Genomic DNA, 15,431 nt, shown 5'->3' on the forward strand with positions numbered 1-15,431 from the left:
AATCTGACACTGATGGCACGTCCTAGCGTCGATCACATGCCGACAGCACAAACACCCGTTGCCTTCTACGGATTCCTGACCCCCAAGCCCGGCCACACCGATGAGCTCAGGAAGCTCCTCGTGGACCTCGTCGAGCCGTCCCGCGGACACGAGGGCAGCCTCCAGTACCAGCTCCACGAGCAGGAGGACGGCCGCTTCTTCCTGTACGAGATCTGGCGTTCCCAGGAGGACCTCGACCGGCACAACGCGACCCCGCTACTGCGCGCGTTCATGGACGAGCTGCCCAAGCACCTTGACGGCACACCCGAGGCCTACTTCGGCACGCTGAGGAGCCTGCCGCTCAGGTGACGGATAGTCGATCACCGCGACGACGAGGCGGCCCTGACTGAGTTCACGCTCAGCCTTCTCAGCGCGCTGGCGCTCTTCCGCTTCGCGTCCGCACTCAGCCAAATACTCGACACACCCGCGACCAGCAGGACGAAAAGCGCGGCGATCGTCGGCCCTCGGTGGCTGCGCAGGAAGCCGCTCCCTTGATGATCAGCCGTGACCCAGGCCGACGCATGAGGCTCTCCCCTCTTCCCGAGCAGCTAACCCCTTCCGCGACACCCTGGACCTGCCCCCTTGAGGTGGCCAGTTTCGACCACGGGTCCGTCTCAATTCAGTTGTGCCGAGATCTGAAAGCGGAAGGTCGGCTCGGCGGTGTCGGTTCTCAGTCGGCACGGGTGTGGCACGGGAAAACCGTGGTCTGCGGGCGGCGGAGGGCGAGCGTGCGCCGGCTGTCGGCAAGCCGATTTCGCAGGCGCTGCGAGCACTCGGGGTCGACGCGAGCGGGTCTGCAGTCAGCCGACGGTGACACGTTAGGCCGAATGAGTGAACCGCCGAATGCCGTGTCCGGACTCGGGACGCGGCCACGACCACCCGGCGAAGGCAGCCCGAAAGGGGCCGCCACCCACACCCGGGGAGCCGAACATGCGTTACCTGCTGACCCTCCACATGAACCCCACCCTCTGGGCCACCCTGACCGACGACCAGAAGAACGGCGTCTACGAAGGGCACGGCGCCTTCATCGAGCTCATCACCGAGTCCGGCGAGATGGTCGAGACCAAGGCGCTCGCCGAGCCCGCCGACACCAAGACCGTCCAGGTCAAGAACGGTGTGGCACAGACGACGAACGGTGGCTTCGTCGAATCCGACGCCTTCCTCTGCGGCTACTACGTCGTCGACGTCGAGAGGGAAGAGCGTGCCGTCGAGCTGGCGGCGAAGATTCCCGACGCCCAGTACACCGCCGTCGAGGTGCGGAAGGTCGTTCACGAAAGTTGACCTCCAGCTAAGTCGAGGGTCCACCATGGACCCATGACCACCGAAGGGGAATGGGGGATCGGCGCCGTCGATCTCGACGCCTACCTGACGCGGGTCCGGCAGCCGCGCCGGACGCCGTCCGAAGCCGCACTCAACGAACTCATGCGCGCCCACGTCGGCGCCTTTCCGTTCGAGAACATCGACGTCGTTCTCGGACAGCACCAGGGGATCTCGCTCGACGTCGTGAGCGCGAAGCTCGTCGGACGGCGGCGGGGCGGCTACTGCTACGAACAGAGTGGCCTCTTCGCCGCCGTCCTGGAACAGCTCGGCTACACCGTGCACCGGCTTTCCGCGCGGGTGCAGCCGCGGCGGCCCGGGCCCTACACGCACATGACGCTCGTCGTCGACGTCGACGGGAAGCCGTTCCTGGCCGACGTCGGGTTCGGTGCCGGGATCCTCGACCCGATGCCGCTCGTCGACGGCCAGGAAGTCGACCAGGCGGGCTGGCTGCACCGCATCAGGCACGACAACGGCTGGTGGACGCTGCAGAAGGGCGACGAGGACCTCCTCGAATTCCGCCTCAACGAGATGCACCCCATCGACTACGAGGTCTACCACCACTACACGTCGACGCACCCGAAGTCGCCGTTCACCGGGCGGCTGGTGATCATGACGATCGAGCCCGGCCTCAGCCGCAAGCTGCTGGGCCGTGAACTCACCGTCGAAAAACCCGGCGGCAGCAGCGAAACCACCACCGTCGCGCCGGACGAGCTCGACGCCACCTCAAGGACTTCGGCATCGAGCTCACCGCCGACGAACTGGACCGGCTGAAGAACGTCTACTGACCGAACAGCTCGGCCGCCGGCACCGGGCGGCCGAGGTGGTAGCCCTGCGCCTGGTCGCAGCCGAGCGCGCGGAGCAGCTCCAGCTGCTCCGCCGACTCGACGCCTTCGGCGATCACCGTCAGGTCCACCGCGTGGGCCATCGCGATGATGCTCGTGACGATCGCCTCCGCGTCCCGTGACTCGGCGATCCCCGTGATGAACGAGCGGTCGATCTTGAGCGTGTCCAGCGTCAGCCGGCGCAGCTGGGCGAGCGACGAATAACCGGTGCCGAAGTCGTCGATCGCCAGCAGCACGCCCAGGGACCGCAGGGACGCCAGCACTTCCGCGGCTGCTTCCTGGTCGCGCATCAACGCGCTTTCGGTGACTTCCAGGCACAGCGCGCCGGCGGGGAGCCCGGTGCTCGCCAGCGCGTCCTCGACCGCGGGCACCAGGTGCGGGTCGTCGAGCTGGCGGGCGGAAAGGTTGACCTTCAGCGTCAGGTCCAGGCCCTGGCCGGTGCGCCGCGCGGCGATTTCGCGGGTCGTCGCGCGCAGCATCGCCTTGCCGATGACGTTGATCAGGTCGCTCTCTTCGGCGAGCGGGATGAACTCCGCGGGCGAGATCGCGCCGTGCCGGGGGTGCGTCCACCGCAGCAGCGCCTCGACCGCGACCATCTTGCCGGTCCGCAGGTCGACGACCGGCTGGTACGCCGGCCACAGCTGACCGTCGTGGACCGCGTCGCGCAGGTCCTGCTCCATCCGCAGCCGCCGCTGCATCCGCTCGCGCAGGCTGACGTCGAAGAAGTGGTGCCGGCCCCGCCCGAGCGTCTTCGCCTGGTACATCGCGACGTCGGCGTCGCGCAGCAGGTCCTCGGCGCTGCGGCGGTCGTCGCGGCCGACGAGCACGACGCCGATGCTGGCGTCGAGGTGCAGCTGCCTGCCGAGCACACCGATCGGCTCGGCCAGCGTCGCCCGCAGGTGCTCGGCCAGCGCGCGGACCTCGCCGGGGTCGGTGACCTCGGCGGTGACGACGACGAACTCGTCGCCGCCGAGCCTGCCGACCAGGTCGTCGCGTCCCGAACTGCGGCGCAGGCGTTCACCGACGATCCGCAGCACCTGGTCGCCGACCGAGTGCCCGAGCGAGTCGTTGATGACCTTGAACTTGTCCAGGTCGAGGAACAGCACGGTGACCGCGCCCCGCTCGCGGATGTCGAGCCTGCCGAGCACCAGGGTCCGGTTCGCCAGCCGGGTCAGGGGGTCGTGGGTGGCGTCGTGCGCGAGCTGCGCGCTGATCGCGCGGGTCTCGGTGATGTCGGTGAACGACGTGACCACGGCCATCGTCGCCGGGTCGTCCGGGTCGAGCAGCCGCGAGGTCAGCGACACCCAGACGTCGCGGCCGTCCGGCCGGCGCAGGCGGACGACCAGGCCGTTGTGCGTGACCCCGGTCCGCCGGGTCTGCACCGACGGCATTTCGTCCGGCGGGATCCAGTGCCCCGACTCGGTGAACAGGACCAGCGTGTGGCACGGGACGCCGATCAGGTCGGCTTCGGCGACGCCGATGATCCGGCAGGCCGCCGGGTTCGCCGCTTCGATGAGCCCGCCCGCGCCCACCACGAGCACGCCTTCGTCGAGGGACGCCACGACCGTGCGGTAGTTCTGCTCGGCCCGCCGCCGCGCGGTTTCGTCGGCGCAGACGAGCACGTAGCCGTCGTTCATCTCGGCTGCGGAGACGCGGACCGCGAGGGGCGCGCCGTCCCGCCGCCGGTGCACCGCTTCCGCGACGCCGCCACCGCGCCGGATGGCGGGCAGGTCGAGCGGTGCGCCGACGAGCTCGCTCGCGCGCCGCCCGACGGCTTCGGCCGCGGTCCAGCCGTACACCGCCTCGGCGGCCGGGTTCCAGCTGGTCACGACGCCTTCGCCGGTGGTCGCGATCAGCGCGTCGCTGACGTGCGACACCAGTGCCGCCTGGTAGCGGAGTGCGTCGGCGGCCGCCTTCTTCGCCGTGATGTCGCGCATGACGACCTGGTACGTGGCTTCGCCGAGGCGCACCAGCACCGTCTCGACGGCGAACTTGCTCCCGTCCAACCGGGACATCAGCGCTTCGACGGGCTCGCTCGCCTCTCCCGGCTTCGTCAGCTGGGCGAGCTTTTCGATCACCACAGCTCGTGCGTCCTCGGCGACGAAGTCGGTGAACCGGCGTCCGACGACCTCGTCCGCCGAGCGGGCGGCGAACGTTTCGAGTGCGGCCCGGTTGGCGTAGGTGAGCACGCCGTGCTCGTGGACGCAGATCGCATCGGGACTCAGCTCGACCAGTTCGGCGAGCGAGTCAGCCTGCATGTGCGTCCGTCCCCCGTGCAGTCGGCGTGTGGCTCGTCGATTACACCACCGACCCCGGTCCGTGCCTACCCGTCGGAACCCGGGCCCGGCCTGCGGATGCTCGCCCGCAGCCGCGGTCCGCAGACCAGCATCCCGAAGTGGGCGGCGCACGCGTGGCCGAGCAGCGTGACGACCGAGCCGAGGCTCGCCGGGTCGTCGCCGAGCCAGATCACCGCGATGAACGCCTCCACCGCGGCCAGCGCGACCAGGCGCACGCGGCCCCGCAGCAGGAACACCAGCGCACCGGCGGTGGTGAAGAAGCCGTAGCTGACCCCGATGTCGAGCCAGTGCCCGGCCGAGGCCGGCAGCAGGTGGACGCTGATCAGGGCCATCACCGGCAGTTCGGTGACGAGCGTGGCCAGCACGTGGCCGGAGAAGAACACCAGCGCCGCGCGGCGGGCGCCGAACCGGCGTTCGAGCGGGGCGACGGCGATCGCGAAGATCAAGACGTAGGCGAGCCAGCCCTCGTCGGACAGCCAGAGTGCGCTGGTCAGCATCGACGTCAGCGGCCGGCGCCACAGGTTGTGGGCGTCGGTGCTGGACAACTCCAGCAACCGGGTGGTCACCGCGGGGTCGGCGAACTGGAGCAGCAGCGTCGTGCCCAGCAGGACGAGCAGGTAGCCGAAGGTGAACGGCGTCGACTTCGGGTTGGGGGCGAACCGGAGCACCGACCACGGGCCGCGGCGGCGGGCATCGGCGATCGCGGGGATCGGCCGTTCCGCTCTCAGCAGCATGGACCCAGCTTCGGTGATCATGCTGGGAGTATCACGAGCGTCAGCTTAGAAAACGCTGTGGATGTCACTCACCGTCAGATCTTGCATTGCGTGACGAATTTTTGCCGGGTCTTCACCCGTTCGGGGAACTTTTACGGTAAGAATACGGCCACGATGTCGGCCGAGAGGCCCTCTCGGGAAGGTCTTTCGGGGTGAACGACGAGGTATCGGTCGCCGAGCTGCTCATACGCGAGGGCTGGGGCGACCGTCCGGGACCGGGCCAGTCGCGCTGGCGCGTGGTCGCGGTGATGCTAGCCGTCATCGTGGGCTGCGGGGCCGCCGCGGTGCTGGTCGCGTTCGGCAACGACAAAGTGCGCCAGGACGCCTCCCCGGTCGACCAGATCCAGGTCATCCCCTTCCCGCAGCGCACCACCGGTCTGGGCGGCGCCGACCAGGCCACGGATTCCCCGCCCGACGGCGGGATCGGCGGCGGTACCGGTGGTGACGTCGTCACGGCGGCCGGCGAGCACCGCGGCACCGTCACCGAGGTGCCGGGCAGCACCCCGGCCACGCCGAGCGGCGGCACCGGAACCGCGGCTCCGACCGCCACCCCGTCCGGTGCCGATCCGTCGGCCACGGCCACCACGACGACGCCGACGAGAACGGGGAACCCGCCCCCGCCCGGCGGTCAGTCGCCGGCCCCGACCACCACGCCGCGATCCCAGCCGTCGTGCGTCCTGGTGATCATCTGCTGGTGATCAGGCCAGCTTTTCCGCGAGGTCGCTGAAGTCCGAGGTGTTCCAGCGCTCCGGGCGCATCACGATCGCGATGTTGTTCCCGTGGGTGGCGTCGGTCGCGTCGGTGTAGGCCTCGCTCACGCCCGGCGGCAGGTAGCGGGCCGCCATCTCGTGCCGCTCCGCCTTGGTCATCGGCCACGACTTCACCACCGGACCTTCGACCGAGACGTACTTGTAGAGACCGTCCTGCTGCTGGACGCACAGCGCGAACCGGCCGGCCGCCTCGATCAGCCGGGTCTTGCGCAGACCGGGCGACGTCATCACGACGACGTCGCCGCCCGGCTCGTAGCGGTACCAGATCGGCGTGGTCAGCGGCGCCCGCCCGGGCTCGGCCGCGACGCTGAGCACGCCGACGTGTGGTTCGGCGAGGAACTGCTCGCGCTCTTCCCGGGTCATCTTGCGGGCCATGGGACGGCTCCTTAACGCAGATTGATTTGCCTTTAAGCTACGCGGGCCGGCGAGTTAAAGCAAGCCTGCTTGCTTTAACGCCGAGGCGGTCGCTCTAAGATGGGGGCATGACCCGACCCGGCGGCCGCAGCGCCCGTGTCCGCGACGCGGTGCACGACGCCGTCGTCGAGCTGCTCGCCGCCGGGGAGATCGACGCGGCGATCCCGAAGATCGCCGAGCGAGCGGGCGTCAACCCGACCAGCATCTACCGGCGCTGGGGCAGCCGTGACGCGCTGCTGCTCGATGCGGCGGTGACGCGCCTGCGCTCGACGTCGCCGATCCCGGACACCGGTTCGCTGCACGGCGATCTGCGCGGCTGGGCCGACGGCGTCGAACGCGCGATGCGCGACCGGCACGGCCAGATCCTGCTTCGCGCGCTCGTCGCCACCCTGAGCCCGGACGAGAAGCCACTCGAGTACCTGCAGGCCCGCGGCGAAGACCTGCAGGCCGCCCTCGACAAGGCGCAGGTGCGCGGCGAGCCGGTGCCCTCGGTCGACGAGGTGCTCGACTTCGTCCTGGCCCCGCTCTACCTGCGTGTGCTGTTCCGGCGCCCGGTCGAGCCGGGCATCGGGCCCCGGCTCGTCGAGCGGTTGCTCACGGCGCGTTGAGCAGGTCCGGCTCGGCCGGTCGGCCGAGGTGGTTGAACAGCAGGTTCAGCACGAACGCGAGCACCGCGGCCACCGTGATCGAGCTGCCGCAGATCGTCTGCAGCCAGGCCGGGAAGTGCTTGAAGAAGTCCGGTGCGAACGCCGGAAGCAGGCCGACGCCGAGGGCTACCGCGACGACGAAGGTGTTGTGGTTGCCGGAAAACTCGACCGTCCGGAGGTTCTGGGCCCCGACGGCGGCGACCATCGCGAACATGACGACCGCGACCCCGCCGATCACCGGTTCCGGGATGGCCGCGATGAACGCGCCGATCTTCGGCACCAGACCCATCAGCACCAGGATCCCGCCGGTCACCGCGACGACCCAGCGGCTGCGCACGCCGGTCATCCGCACCAGGCCGACGTTCTGCGCGAACGCGGTGTCGGGGAAGGAGTTCATCACCCCGCCGAGCACGGCCGAGACGCCGTCGGTGGCCAGCCCGCGCGCGAGGTCGGCGTCGGACGGCGGGCGCCCGGTGATCTCGCCGACGGCGATCATGTCGGCGGTGGACTCGGTGAACGTCACCAGCATGACCACGCACATCGACAGGATCGCGGCGACCGGGAACGTCGGCGCGCCGAAGTGGAACGGCGACGCCAGCCCGAACCAGCCGGCCGCGCGCAGGCCGTCCCAGTGCACCAGCCCCATCGGGAGCGCGACGACCAGCCCGATCGCCAGCGCCAGCAGCGGCCCGATCTGGTTGGCGAACCCGCGCAGCACGCGGGTGAAGAGCACGAGCAGCGCCAGCACGCCGAACGCCAGCCCGATGTGCGACGGCGCCGCGTAGTCCGGTGACGTGGTGTCGTGGCCGGCGATCATCGCCGCGCCCGGGCCGAGCAGCGAGACGCCGATGACCAGCAGCAGGGTCCCGGTCACCAGCGGTGGGAAGAACCGGATCAGCTTCGCGAACGGCCTCGCGATGAGCAGCCCGAACACGCCGGACGCGATCATCGCGCCGTAGACCGCGGGCAGGCCGTACTGGGAGGCGATGAGGATCATCGGGTTGACGACGGTGAACGTCGCGCCCGCCACCACCGGCAGCCGGATGCCGAGGAGCTTCCCGATCCCGACCGCCTGTATCAGCGTGGCGATGCCCGCGACCAGCAGATCGGCGTTGACCAGCAGCCCGATCGTCGCCGCGTCGAGCTTCAGCGCGCTGCCGACGATCAGCGGGACCGCGACCGAACCGGCGTACATGATCGACATGTGCTGCAGGCCGAGCAGCGCCAGCCGGCCGGCGGGCAGGCCCTGGTCGACCGGGTGGACCGCGGGTTTCGTCATGATCAAGCCCCTTTCCGGGGCACAGCCAACGCGGTGCGGGTGACGCTGGCAAGTCCCGGGCGTGATCATCTTGTTTCAGGGGGCGGCGCGACGGCCGGGAATGTGTGACCATCGGTGCATGACTTCGGGTGGCATTTCCCAGGTGGGCCCGCCGTTTCGCGCCGATCACGTGGGGAGCCTGCTGCGGCCCCCGGTGTTGCGGGACGCACGACGGCGGCACGAAAGCGGCGAGATCGGCGCGGAGCAGCTCCGCGCGGTCGAGGACGACGCGATCCGCGACGTGATCAAGATGCAACGGGCGGCCGGGCTGAGCTCGGCCACCGACGGCGAGTTCCGCCGCGCCTCGTGGCACATGGACTTCATCTACTCGCTCGGCGGCATCTCGAAGAGCGACGAGCGGCTGCACGTCAAGTTCCACAACCTGGCGGGCGACCTCGAGTTCAGCCCGCCGGGGCTGCAGGTCGACGGCCGGGTGCGGCTCGACGAGCCGATCTTCGCCGACCACTTCCGGTTCCTGCAGTCCCATGTGGACGCCGGCGTGACGCCGAAGCTGACCATCCCGTCGCCGAGCATGGTCTACTACCGCGGCGGCCGGGCCGCGGTCAGCGAGAGCGTCTACCCGGACCTCGAGGAGTTCTTCGCCGACCTGAGCTCGGCGTACGCCGCGCAGATCGCGGCGATGAGCGAGCTCGGCTGCCGGTACCTGCAGCTCGACGACACCAGCCTCGCCTACCTGAACGACCCGGCGCAGCGGGAGCTCGTCGCGCGGATGGGCGGCGACCCGGATCGCCAGCACCTGCGCAACATCGCGACGATGAACGCGGCGCTGGCCGGCCGGCCCGGCGACCTCACGGTGACGACCCACCTGTGCCGCGGCAACTTCCGGTCGTCGTGGGCGGCGGAGGGCAGCTACGAGTTCGTCGCGGAGGCGCTGTTCGGCGAGCTCGCCGTCGACGGCTTCTTCCTGGAGTACGACGACGAACGCTCCGGCGGCTTCGAGCCGCTGCGGTTCGTGCCGAAGGACAAGAAGGTGGTGCTCGGCCTGGTCACGACCAAGCGGCCGGAGCTGGAGGACCCGGACGTCCTGGTGCGGCGGATCGAGGAGGCTTCGCGGTACGTCGACATCGACCGGCTGTGCCTGTCACCGCAGTGCGGCTTCTCCTCGACCGAGGAGGGCAACGACCTCACCCCGGACGACCAGCTGCGGAAGCTGGAGCTGATCGTCACGACGGCCGACCGCGTCTGGGGCGGCCACTGAACCTTATTCAGCCGTCGGCCGGCGCGAGAGTCACCGTAGGAGCGCGCCCGGCGGTCCCGTAGCGCCAGCCTAACCAGAATAAGGTTCACTGATGATCACGTGCGTCGTCGACTACGTCATCGACCCCGCCAAGCTCCCCGACTTCGAACGCTTCGCCGCCGCGTGGATGCGCCTGGTGCAGCGCGAAGGCGGCATCCACCACGGCTACTTCCTGCCGTCGGAGGGGGCGAGCGACGAAGCCCGGGCGTTGTTCAGCTTCGAGAGCCTCGCCGCGTACGAGCGCTACCGGACGCTGTTCGGCGTCGACCCGGACTTCATCGAGGCGGACAAGATCCGCGAGGAGAGCGGCTGCGTGGTGCGGTACCGGCGGACGTTCATGCGCCCGCTGCTGCCGGACGACGAAGAAGGGTGAGACACAGCGCGCGGCGGCCGCCTTCGGTCGTGGACCGCGTCCTCGATCTCCTGGGCGCCTTCACGGCCGAGCGGCCGCGGCTGACGTTGTCGGAGCTCAGCCGCCGCGCCGGGTTGCCGCTGTCGACCACGCACCGGCTGGCCGGCGAGCTCGTCCGGCGCGGTGCGCTCGTGCGCGACGAAACGGGCGGCTACCGCGTCGGGCTGTGGCTGTGGGAGGTCGCGTCGCTCGCGCCGCACGGTGCCGAGCTGCGGGAGAGCGCGATGCCGTTCCTGGAGGACCTCTACGAGGCCACGCACCAGAACGTGCAGCTCGCCGTGCTCGACGGGCCGGACGTGGTCTACGTCGAGCGCATCTCCGGCCGTGGCGCGGTCAACGTCCTCACCCGCGTCGGCGGGCGGCTGCCCGCGCACGCCACCGGCGTCGGCCAGGTGCTGCTGGCGCACGCCCCCGCCGAAGCCCAGGAGGAGGTCCTGGCGGGTCCGCTCAAGACGTTCACGCCGAAGACGATCGGCTCACCCGCGCAGCTGCGGCGCGTGCTGGCGGACGTGCGCCGGGACGGGTACGCCATCAGCGACGGCCAGATCGAGCTGATCGCCCTGTCGGTGGCGGCCCCGGTCCGCGACGCCACCGACGAGGTCGTGGCGGCGATCTCGGTGGTCGTCCCGGCCGAGGGGACGGACCCGCGGACGCTGGTCCCGGCGGTGCGAGCCGCGGCGCGGGGGATTTCGCGGGTGCTGGGCGCGCCGCGGGCGTTGCGGTCCGCCGGCGATTCCTCGACGGCTTGAGCTGGTTGTGGTCGGATGAGGTCGAGGGTTGCCGGATGGGGTGAGGAGCAGGGATGACCACCGTTCTCGTCGTCGGTGCTGGTCAGAGTGGGTTCCAGGCCGTGGCTTCGTTGCGGGACCGGGGCTTCGGCGGGCGGATCGTGCTGGTCGGGGACGAGCCGGGGGTGCCGTACCAGCGGCCGCCGCTGTCGAAGGCCTACCTGGCCGGGACCGCCGGGCTCGACCAGCTGCACCTGCGCGGCGCGGACTTCTTCGCCGAGAAGGGGATCGAGCTGGTCGAGGCGCGCGTCGGAACCATCGACCGCGCCGCCCGGAAAGCGAACCTCGAAGACGGCCGCGAGCTGGACTACGACTTCCTCGTCCTGGCCACCGGCGCCCGCAACCGGACGTTGCCCGTGCCCGGCGCCGGCCTGCCGGGCGTGCTGACCCTGCGCACCCGCGACGACGCCGACCGGCTCCGCGAGTCCCTCGCCCGGGCGGAGCACGTCGTCGTGGCCGGCGGCGGGTTCATCGGGCTGGAGTTCGCCTCGCACGCCGGCCGCCCGGTGACGATCGTCGAGGCGCAGGACCGGCTGCTCAACCGGGTCGCGACCCCGGAGATCTCCGCCTACTTCGCCGCCCTGCACCGCAACGCGGGACACACGGTGCTGCTCGGCCAGGGCGTCGCGGCGCTGCACGGCGACGAGCGCGTCCGCGAGGTCGAGCTCTCCGACGGCACCCGGCTGCCCGCCGACCTGGTCGTCGTCGCCGTCGGGGTCGTGCCCGAGACCACGCTCGCCGAGGCCGCGGGGCTGCCGGTGCGCAACGGCGTGGTCGTCGACGCGCACCTGCGCACGGCGGACGACCGGATCTTCGCCATCGGCGACTGCGCGAACTTCCCGTGCGTGCAGGCGGGCGCCGAGACCCGGCTGGAGTCCGTGCAGAACGCCGTCGACCAGGCCCGCTGCGTGGCCGCGGCGATCACCGGCACGGAGGAGCCGTACGCCAGCCTGCCGTGGTTCTGGACCGACCAGGCGGGCGCCAAGCTGCAGATCGCCGGGATCCTTTCGGGCGCCGACCGGACGGTGGTCGCGGGCGATCCGGCGGAGGGCAAGTTCTCCGTGCTGTCCTTCCGCGACGACGTCCTCATCGCCGTCGAGTCGGTGAACCGGCCCGCCGACCACATCGCCGCGCGGCGCTTGTTCACCGCGGAGCCGCGGCCCGCGTACGCCGACCTCGAAGCGAGCGCCTTCGACCTCAAGGCGCACCTGAAGTCGCGAGCGGCCTGATGCGCACGCAGGTCGCGGTGATCGGCGCGGGTCCGGCCGGGCTGCTGCTGTCGTTCCTCCTCCACGAAGCCGGCGTCGACTGCGTGGTGCTGGAAGCACGCGACCGCGAGTACGTCCGGCAGCGCGTGCGGGCGGGCGTGTGCGAGCAGCCGACCGTCGAGCTCCTGACGTCGTTGGGCCTCGGCGAGCGGCTGGCCGCCGAGGGGATGCCCCACGAAGGGTTGTCGCTGCGCTTCGACCGCGCCGACCACCGGATCGCCCTCACCGAGCTGACCGGGAAGGCGATCACCGTCTACGGGCAGCAGGAGATCGTCAAGGACCTCATCGACGCGCACGAGGCCCGCGGGTATCCGATTTCCTTCGAGGTCTCGGCCGTCGAACTGTCCGATGTGGACACGGCGAGGCCACGGGTTCGTTATCGCGACAGCGAAGGCAACGCGCAGACCATCGAATGCGACGCCGTGGCGGGCTGCGACGGCTTCCACGGGATCTGCCGTCCGTCCATTCCGGACAGTGCGCTGACGGTGTACGAGCGCGAGTACCCGTTCGCCTGGCTGGGCGTGCTGGCGCGGACGCCGCCGTCGCACCACGAGCTCATCTACACCCACCACGAACGCGGCTTCGCGCTGCACAGCATGCGGACGCCGGAGATCACCCGGCTCTACCTCCAGGTCGATCCGGCGGAGTCCCTCGAAGCCTGGTCCGACGACCGGATCTGGGCCGAGCTGACCGCGCGGCTCGAGGTCGAGGGCGACTTCACACTCCGGGAAGGCCCGATCCTCGACAAGGGCATCACGCCGATGCGCAGCTTCGTCGCCGAGCCGCTGCGGCACGGGCGGTTGTTCCTGGCGGGCGACGCCGCGCACATCGTCCCGCCGACCGGCGCGAAGGGCATGAACCTCGCGATCGCCGACGTCCGGGTGCTGGCGCGCGCCCTGGAGGCGTTGCTGCGCGGCGACGAGACGCTCGCCGCGGCCTATTCGGTCACTTGCCTGCGCCGGGTGTGGCGGGCGGAGCACTTCTCCTGGTTCATGACGACGATGCTGCACACCGATCCGCACGCGGACGGCTTCGCGCGGCAACTGCAGTTGTCGCAGCTGCGCTACACGACGTCGTCGCGAGCGGCGGCGACCAGCCTCGCCGAGAACTACGTGGGGCTGCCGTTCGCCTAAGATCGTCAACTCGCGGTTGACGACGGGAGGGCGTCAACCTACAGTTGACGGCATGACCTTACCGACCAACATCAAGCTCGACGACCTCATCGGCGCGATCAAGAGCAACAACGAAAAGGACGCCCTCGCTCAGCTGTCCGACGCCGTCTACGTGGGCGAACACCTCGGCGAGGTCGCCGACCACCTCATCGGCCACTTCGTCGACCAGGCCCGGCGCTCGGGGGCCTCGTGGACCGAAATCGGCAAGAGCATGGGCGTCACGAAGCAGGCCGCCCAGAAGCGATTCGTGCCGAAGGTCGACCCCGGCGGCGACCCGGGCGGCAGCATCGAGCGCGTCTACGGCCGCTACACCGACCGGGCCCGGCACGTCGTCGTCGAGGCGCAGAAGGCGGCCGCCGACCACGCCAGCCCGGAGATCGACACGGTCCACATCGTGCTGGGCCTGCTCACCGAACCGGCCGCGCTCGCCGCCGGGGCCATCCTGGCCCAGGGCGTCCAGCTGGACGCCGTCCGCGAAGCCGCCGAAGCACGGCTGCCCGAGCCGGTCGACCCGGCGCCGAACGTGGTCCCGTTCTCCGCCGCCGCCAAGAAGGCCCTCGAACTGACCATGCGGGAGGGGCTGCGGCTGGGGCACAACTACATCGGCACCGAGCACATGCTGCTGGCGCTGCTGGAGCAGGGCGAAGGCACCGGCTTCGAGGTGCTCGACGGGCTGGGCGTCAAGAAGGACAAGGCCGAGGCGAAGATCGTGGAGGTGCTGGCGGAGATCCTCGCCGCGCGAGGACAGTGAGGCGGCTCTGGGTCGTCGTCCTGCTGGCGGCAGTCCTCGTCACGCTGCTGTGACGTGAATGCCACCTTGAGGGACTCAACGTCCCTCAAGGTGGCTCGGAGTCATGGGGTTGTTGCAACACCGCTTGGAGGAAGGGGTGGTTGTGATGGCTCGGGTGCGGAAGTTCCGTTGGTTGCCGCGGTCGGTGCAGCTGGAGTTTTGGGATCAGATCCGGTGCGGGGTGGCGGCGAAGCCGGCAGCCCGCGCGGTGGGCCTGGCACCGACCACAGGGGTGCGGGTGTTCGGACAGGCTGGCGGGGTGATTGGTAACGCGCCCTGCCGGCCTGGCCCGGTCCGGCTGTCCCTGCCCGAGCGGGAAGAGATCGCTTGCCTGAACGCGGCAGGTCACGGACCCCGCGCGATCGGGCGGGCGATCGGGCGGCCGGCCTCGACGGTGTCGCGGGAGCTGACCCGCAACACTGGCTTGTCCGGGGCATATCGGGCCAGCAGCGCCCAGCACCGGGCTGAGGAACGCGCGAAGCGGCCGAAGGGGGCCAAGCTGACCGGGGACACGGCGTTGAAGCAGGTGGTGCAGGCAGGGCTGGACCGGAAATGGTCGCCGCGGCAGATCTCGGAGAGACTGGTGCTGGACTTCCCCGACCGGCCGGAGATGCGGGTGTCGCACGAGACGATCTACCAGGCGTTGTATGTGCAGGGCCGGGGTGTGTTGCGCCGGGAGCTGACCGCGGCGTTGCGGACGGGGCGGGCGTTGCGGATGCCGCGGCGCCAAGCCCAGGCCCGCCGGTCCCGGCCTGCGGGCGGGATTCAGGACATGGTCAACATTTCCGAGCGGCCGGCCGAGGTCGCTGATCGGGCGGTCCCGGGGCACTGGGAAGGGGACCTGATCCTGGGCCGGAACAACCAGTCCGCGATCGGGACGTTGGTGGAACGGTCGACTCGGTTTGTGCTGTTGCTGCACCTGCCCGGTGGGCGGGACGCGGCGACGGTCGCCGCGGCGATGACCGAGGTGATCGCGACGCTGCCGCCGTTGCTGCTGGGGTCGCTGACCTGGGACCAGGGCAAGGAGATGGCGCATCACCGGACGATCACCCTGGACACCGGGTTGCGGATCTACTTTTGTGACCCGCACTCGCCGTGGCAGCGGGGCAGCAACGAGAACACCAACGGTCTGCTGCGCCAGTACTTCCCCAAAGGCACCGATCTGTCCCAGTACAGCGCGGCCGAGCTGGCCCGGGTCGCAGCCGAGCTCAACGGACGGCCTCGGGAGACCCTCGGCTGGCGAACGCCAGCCGAGGCCCTCACGAAGCTACTGTTAGATCAACAAACGACAGGTGTTGCAACCACCGCGTGAATCCGCCTGGC

15 protein-coding genes and 1 pseudogene are annotated in these 15,431 nt (G+C 70.4%); 12 read left to right on the plus strand and 4 right to left on the minus strand.

All coding sequences use genetic code 11. The features are described from left to right. The first annotated feature begins 36 nt into the window (after positions 1-36). From AB0M80_RS10975 to AB0M80_RS10985, 3 genes and pseudogenes are all read left to right on the plus strand, one after another. A complete protein-coding gene (locus AB0M80_RS10975) occupies positions 37-348 on the plus strand; it encodes a putative quinol monooxygenase (RefSeq protein ID WP_364561942.1) in 312 nt (103 codons plus the stop codon). 621 nt (positions 349-969) lie between these two features. Further along, complete coding sequence (locus tag AB0M80_RS10980; protein WP_364561944.1) at positions 970-1,320, plus strand: YciI family protein; 351 nt, start codon at positions 970-972, stop codon at positions 1,318-1,320. Between the two features lie 33 nt (positions 1,321-1,353). Next, a pseudogene (locus AB0M80_RS10985) lies at positions 1,354-2,144 on the plus strand (arylamine N-acetyltransferase). Here AB0M80_RS10985 and AB0M80_RS10990 read toward each other — a convergent pair. Together AB0M80_RS10990 and AB0M80_RS10995 are read right to left on the minus strand one after the other, a co-directional pair. Next, positions 2,138-4,459: an EAL domain-containing protein gene (locus tag AB0M80_RS10990; protein WP_364561947.1), complete on the minus strand. Its 2,322-nt coding sequence runs from the start codon at positions 4,457-4,459 to the stop codon at positions 2,138-2,140. The pseudogene AB0M80_RS10985 and the gene AB0M80_RS10990 sit on opposite strands and share 7 nt — an antisense overlap. 65 nt (positions 4,460-4,524) lie before the next feature. Beyond that, positions 4,525-5,253 carry a rhomboid-like protein gene (locus AB0M80_RS10995; RefSeq protein WP_364561950.1) on the minus strand — a complete coding sequence of 243 codons (729 nt, stop codon included), beginning with the start codon at positions 5,251-5,253 and terminating at the stop codon, positions 4,525-4,527. 170 nt (positions 5,254-5,423) lie between these two features. On the opposite strand from AB0M80_RS10995, the gene AB0M80_RS11000 reads away from it, so the two are divergent. Continuing rightward, positions 5,424-5,969 carry a hypothetical protein gene (locus AB0M80_RS11000; protein WP_364561952.1) on the plus strand — a complete coding sequence of 182 codons (546 nt, stop codon included), beginning with the start codon at positions 5,424-5,426 and terminating at the stop codon, positions 5,967-5,969. On the opposite strand, the gene AB0M80_RS11005 is transcribed toward AB0M80_RS11000, so the two are convergent. Beyond that, a complete protein-coding gene (locus AB0M80_RS11005; RefSeq protein ID WP_364561954.1) occupies positions 5,970-6,416 on the minus strand; it encodes a pyridoxamine 5'-phosphate oxidase family protein in 447 nt (148 codons plus the stop codon). It lies immediately after the preceding gene. Positions 6,417-6,523: 107 nt separating this feature from the next. Between AB0M80_RS11005 and AB0M80_RS11010 the strand changes: the two genes are divergently transcribed. Beyond that, the gene (locus AB0M80_RS11010; RefSeq protein WP_364561957.1) at positions 6,524-7,063 is read left to right on the plus strand and encodes a TetR/AcrR family transcriptional regulator; all 540 of its coding nucleotides are present in this window, start codon (positions 6,524-6,526) and stop codon (positions 7,061-7,063) included. Here the strand turns inward: AB0M80_RS11010 and AB0M80_RS11015 are convergent. Then, positions 7,050-8,381 carry a nucleobase:cation symporter-2 family protein gene (locus tag AB0M80_RS11015; protein ID WP_364561960.1) on the minus strand — a complete coding sequence of 444 codons (1,332 nt, stop codon included), beginning with the start codon at positions 8,379-8,381 and terminating at the stop codon, positions 7,050-7,052. The genes AB0M80_RS11010 and AB0M80_RS11015 overlap by 14 nt on opposite strands. Positions 8,382-8,499: 118 nt before the next feature. On the opposite strand from AB0M80_RS11015, the gene AB0M80_RS11020 reads away from it, so the two are divergent. The 7 genes from AB0M80_RS11020 to AB0M80_RS11050 all read left to right on the plus strand — a co-directional run bounded on the left by AB0M80_RS11020 (position 8,500) and on the right by AB0M80_RS11050 (position 15,420). Next, positions 8,500-9,639 carry a 5-methyltetrahydropteroyltriglutamate--homocysteine S-methyltransferase gene (locus tag AB0M80_RS11020; RefSeq protein ID WP_364561962.1) on the plus strand — a complete coding sequence of 380 codons (1,140 nt, stop codon included), beginning with the start codon at positions 8,500-8,502 and terminating at the stop codon, positions 9,637-9,639. Positions 9,640-9,730: 91 nt separating this feature from the next. Beyond that, a complete protein-coding gene (locus tag AB0M80_RS11025) occupies positions 9,731-10,051 on the plus strand; it encodes an NIPSNAP family protein (protein ID WP_308673570.1) in 321 nt (106 codons plus the stop codon). Continuing rightward, positions 10,048-10,839: an IclR family transcriptional regulator gene (locus AB0M80_RS11030; protein WP_364561965.1), complete on the plus strand. Its 792-nt coding sequence runs from the start codon at positions 10,048-10,050 to the stop codon at positions 10,837-10,839. Before AB0M80_RS11025 ends, AB0M80_RS11030 begins: the two co-directional genes overlap by 4 nt. Before the next feature lie 53 nt (positions 10,840-10,892). Beyond that, positions 10,893-12,107, plus strand: coding sequence for an FAD-dependent oxidoreductase (locus AB0M80_RS11035; RefSeq protein WP_364561969.1), 1,215 nt, complete (start codon positions 10,893-10,895; stop codon positions 12,105-12,107). After that, positions 12,104-13,279, plus strand: coding sequence for a 4-hydroxybenzoate 3-monooxygenase (locus AB0M80_RS11040; RefSeq protein WP_364562067.1), 1,176 nt, complete (start codon positions 12,104-12,106; stop codon positions 13,277-13,279). Before AB0M80_RS11035 ends, AB0M80_RS11040 begins: the two co-directional genes overlap by 4 nt. A gap of 52 nt (positions 13,280-13,331) precedes the next feature. Further along, on the plus strand, positions 13,332-14,069 hold the full coding sequence (locus AB0M80_RS11045) for a Clp protease N-terminal domain-containing protein (RefSeq protein WP_364561972.1): 738 nt from the start codon (positions 13,332-13,334) through the stop codon (positions 14,067-14,069). A gap of 145 nt (positions 14,070-14,214) precedes the next feature. After that, positions 14,215-15,420, plus strand: coding sequence for an IS30 family transposase (locus AB0M80_RS11050; protein WP_364562069.1), 1,206 nt, complete (start codon positions 14,215-14,217; stop codon positions 15,418-15,420). Positions 15,421-15,431: the final 11 nt, after the last annotated feature.

This window comes from Amycolatopsis sp. NPDC051045, from assembly GCF_040682955.1.
GTDB lineage: Bacteria > Actinomycetota > Actinomycetes > Mycobacteriales > Pseudonocardiaceae > Amycolatopsis.

What these genes read in the sequence shown, in the direction of transcription:
- AB0M80_RS10975 (WP_364561942.1), top strand. Translation starts at nt 37, where the DNA reads ATGCCGACAGCACAAACACCCGTTGCCTTCTACGGATTCCTGACCCCC.
- AB0M80_RS10980 (WP_364561944.1), top strand. Translation starts at nt 970, where the DNA reads ATGCGTTACCTGCTGACCCTCCACATGAACCCCACCCTCTGGGCCACC.
- AB0M80_RS10990 (WP_364561947.1), bottom strand. Translation starts at nt 4,459, where the DNA reads ATGCAGGCTGACTCGCTCGCCGAACTGGTCGAGCTGAGTCCCGATGCG.
- AB0M80_RS10995 (WP_364561950.1), bottom strand. Translation starts at nt 5,253, where the DNA reads ATGATCACCGAAGCTGGGTCCATGCTGCTGAGAGCGGAACGGCCGATC.
- AB0M80_RS11005 (WP_364561954.1), bottom strand. Translation starts at nt 6,416, where the DNA reads ATGGCCCGCAAGATGACCCGGGAAGAGCGCGAGCAGTTCCTCGCCGAA.
- AB0M80_RS11010 (WP_364561957.1), top strand. Translation starts at nt 6,524, where the DNA reads ATGACCCGACCCGGCGGCCGCAGCGCCCGTGTCCGCGACGCGGTGCAC.
- AB0M80_RS11015 (WP_364561960.1), bottom strand. Translation starts at nt 8,381, where the DNA reads ATGACGAAACCCGCGGTCCACCCGGTCGACCAGGGCCTGCCCGCCGGC.
- AB0M80_RS11020 (WP_364561962.1), top strand. Translation starts at nt 8,500, where the DNA reads ATGACTTCGGGTGGCATTTCCCAGGTGGGCCCGCCGTTTCGCGCCGAT.
- AB0M80_RS11025 (WP_308673570.1), top strand. Translation starts at nt 9,731, where the DNA reads ATGATCACGTGCGTCGTCGACTACGTCATCGACCCCGCCAAGCTCCCC.
- AB0M80_RS11035 (WP_364561969.1), top strand. Translation starts at nt 10,893, where the DNA reads ATGACCACCGTTCTCGTCGTCGGTGCTGGTCAGAGTGGGTTCCAGGCC.
- AB0M80_RS11045 (WP_364561972.1), top strand. Translation starts at nt 13,332, where the DNA reads ATGACCTTACCGACCAACATCAAGCTCGACGACCTCATCGGCGCGATC.
- AB0M80_RS11050 (WP_364562069.1), top strand. Translation starts at nt 14,215, where the DNA reads ATGGCTCGGGTGCGGAAGTTCCGTTGGTTGCCGCGGTCGGTGCAGCTG.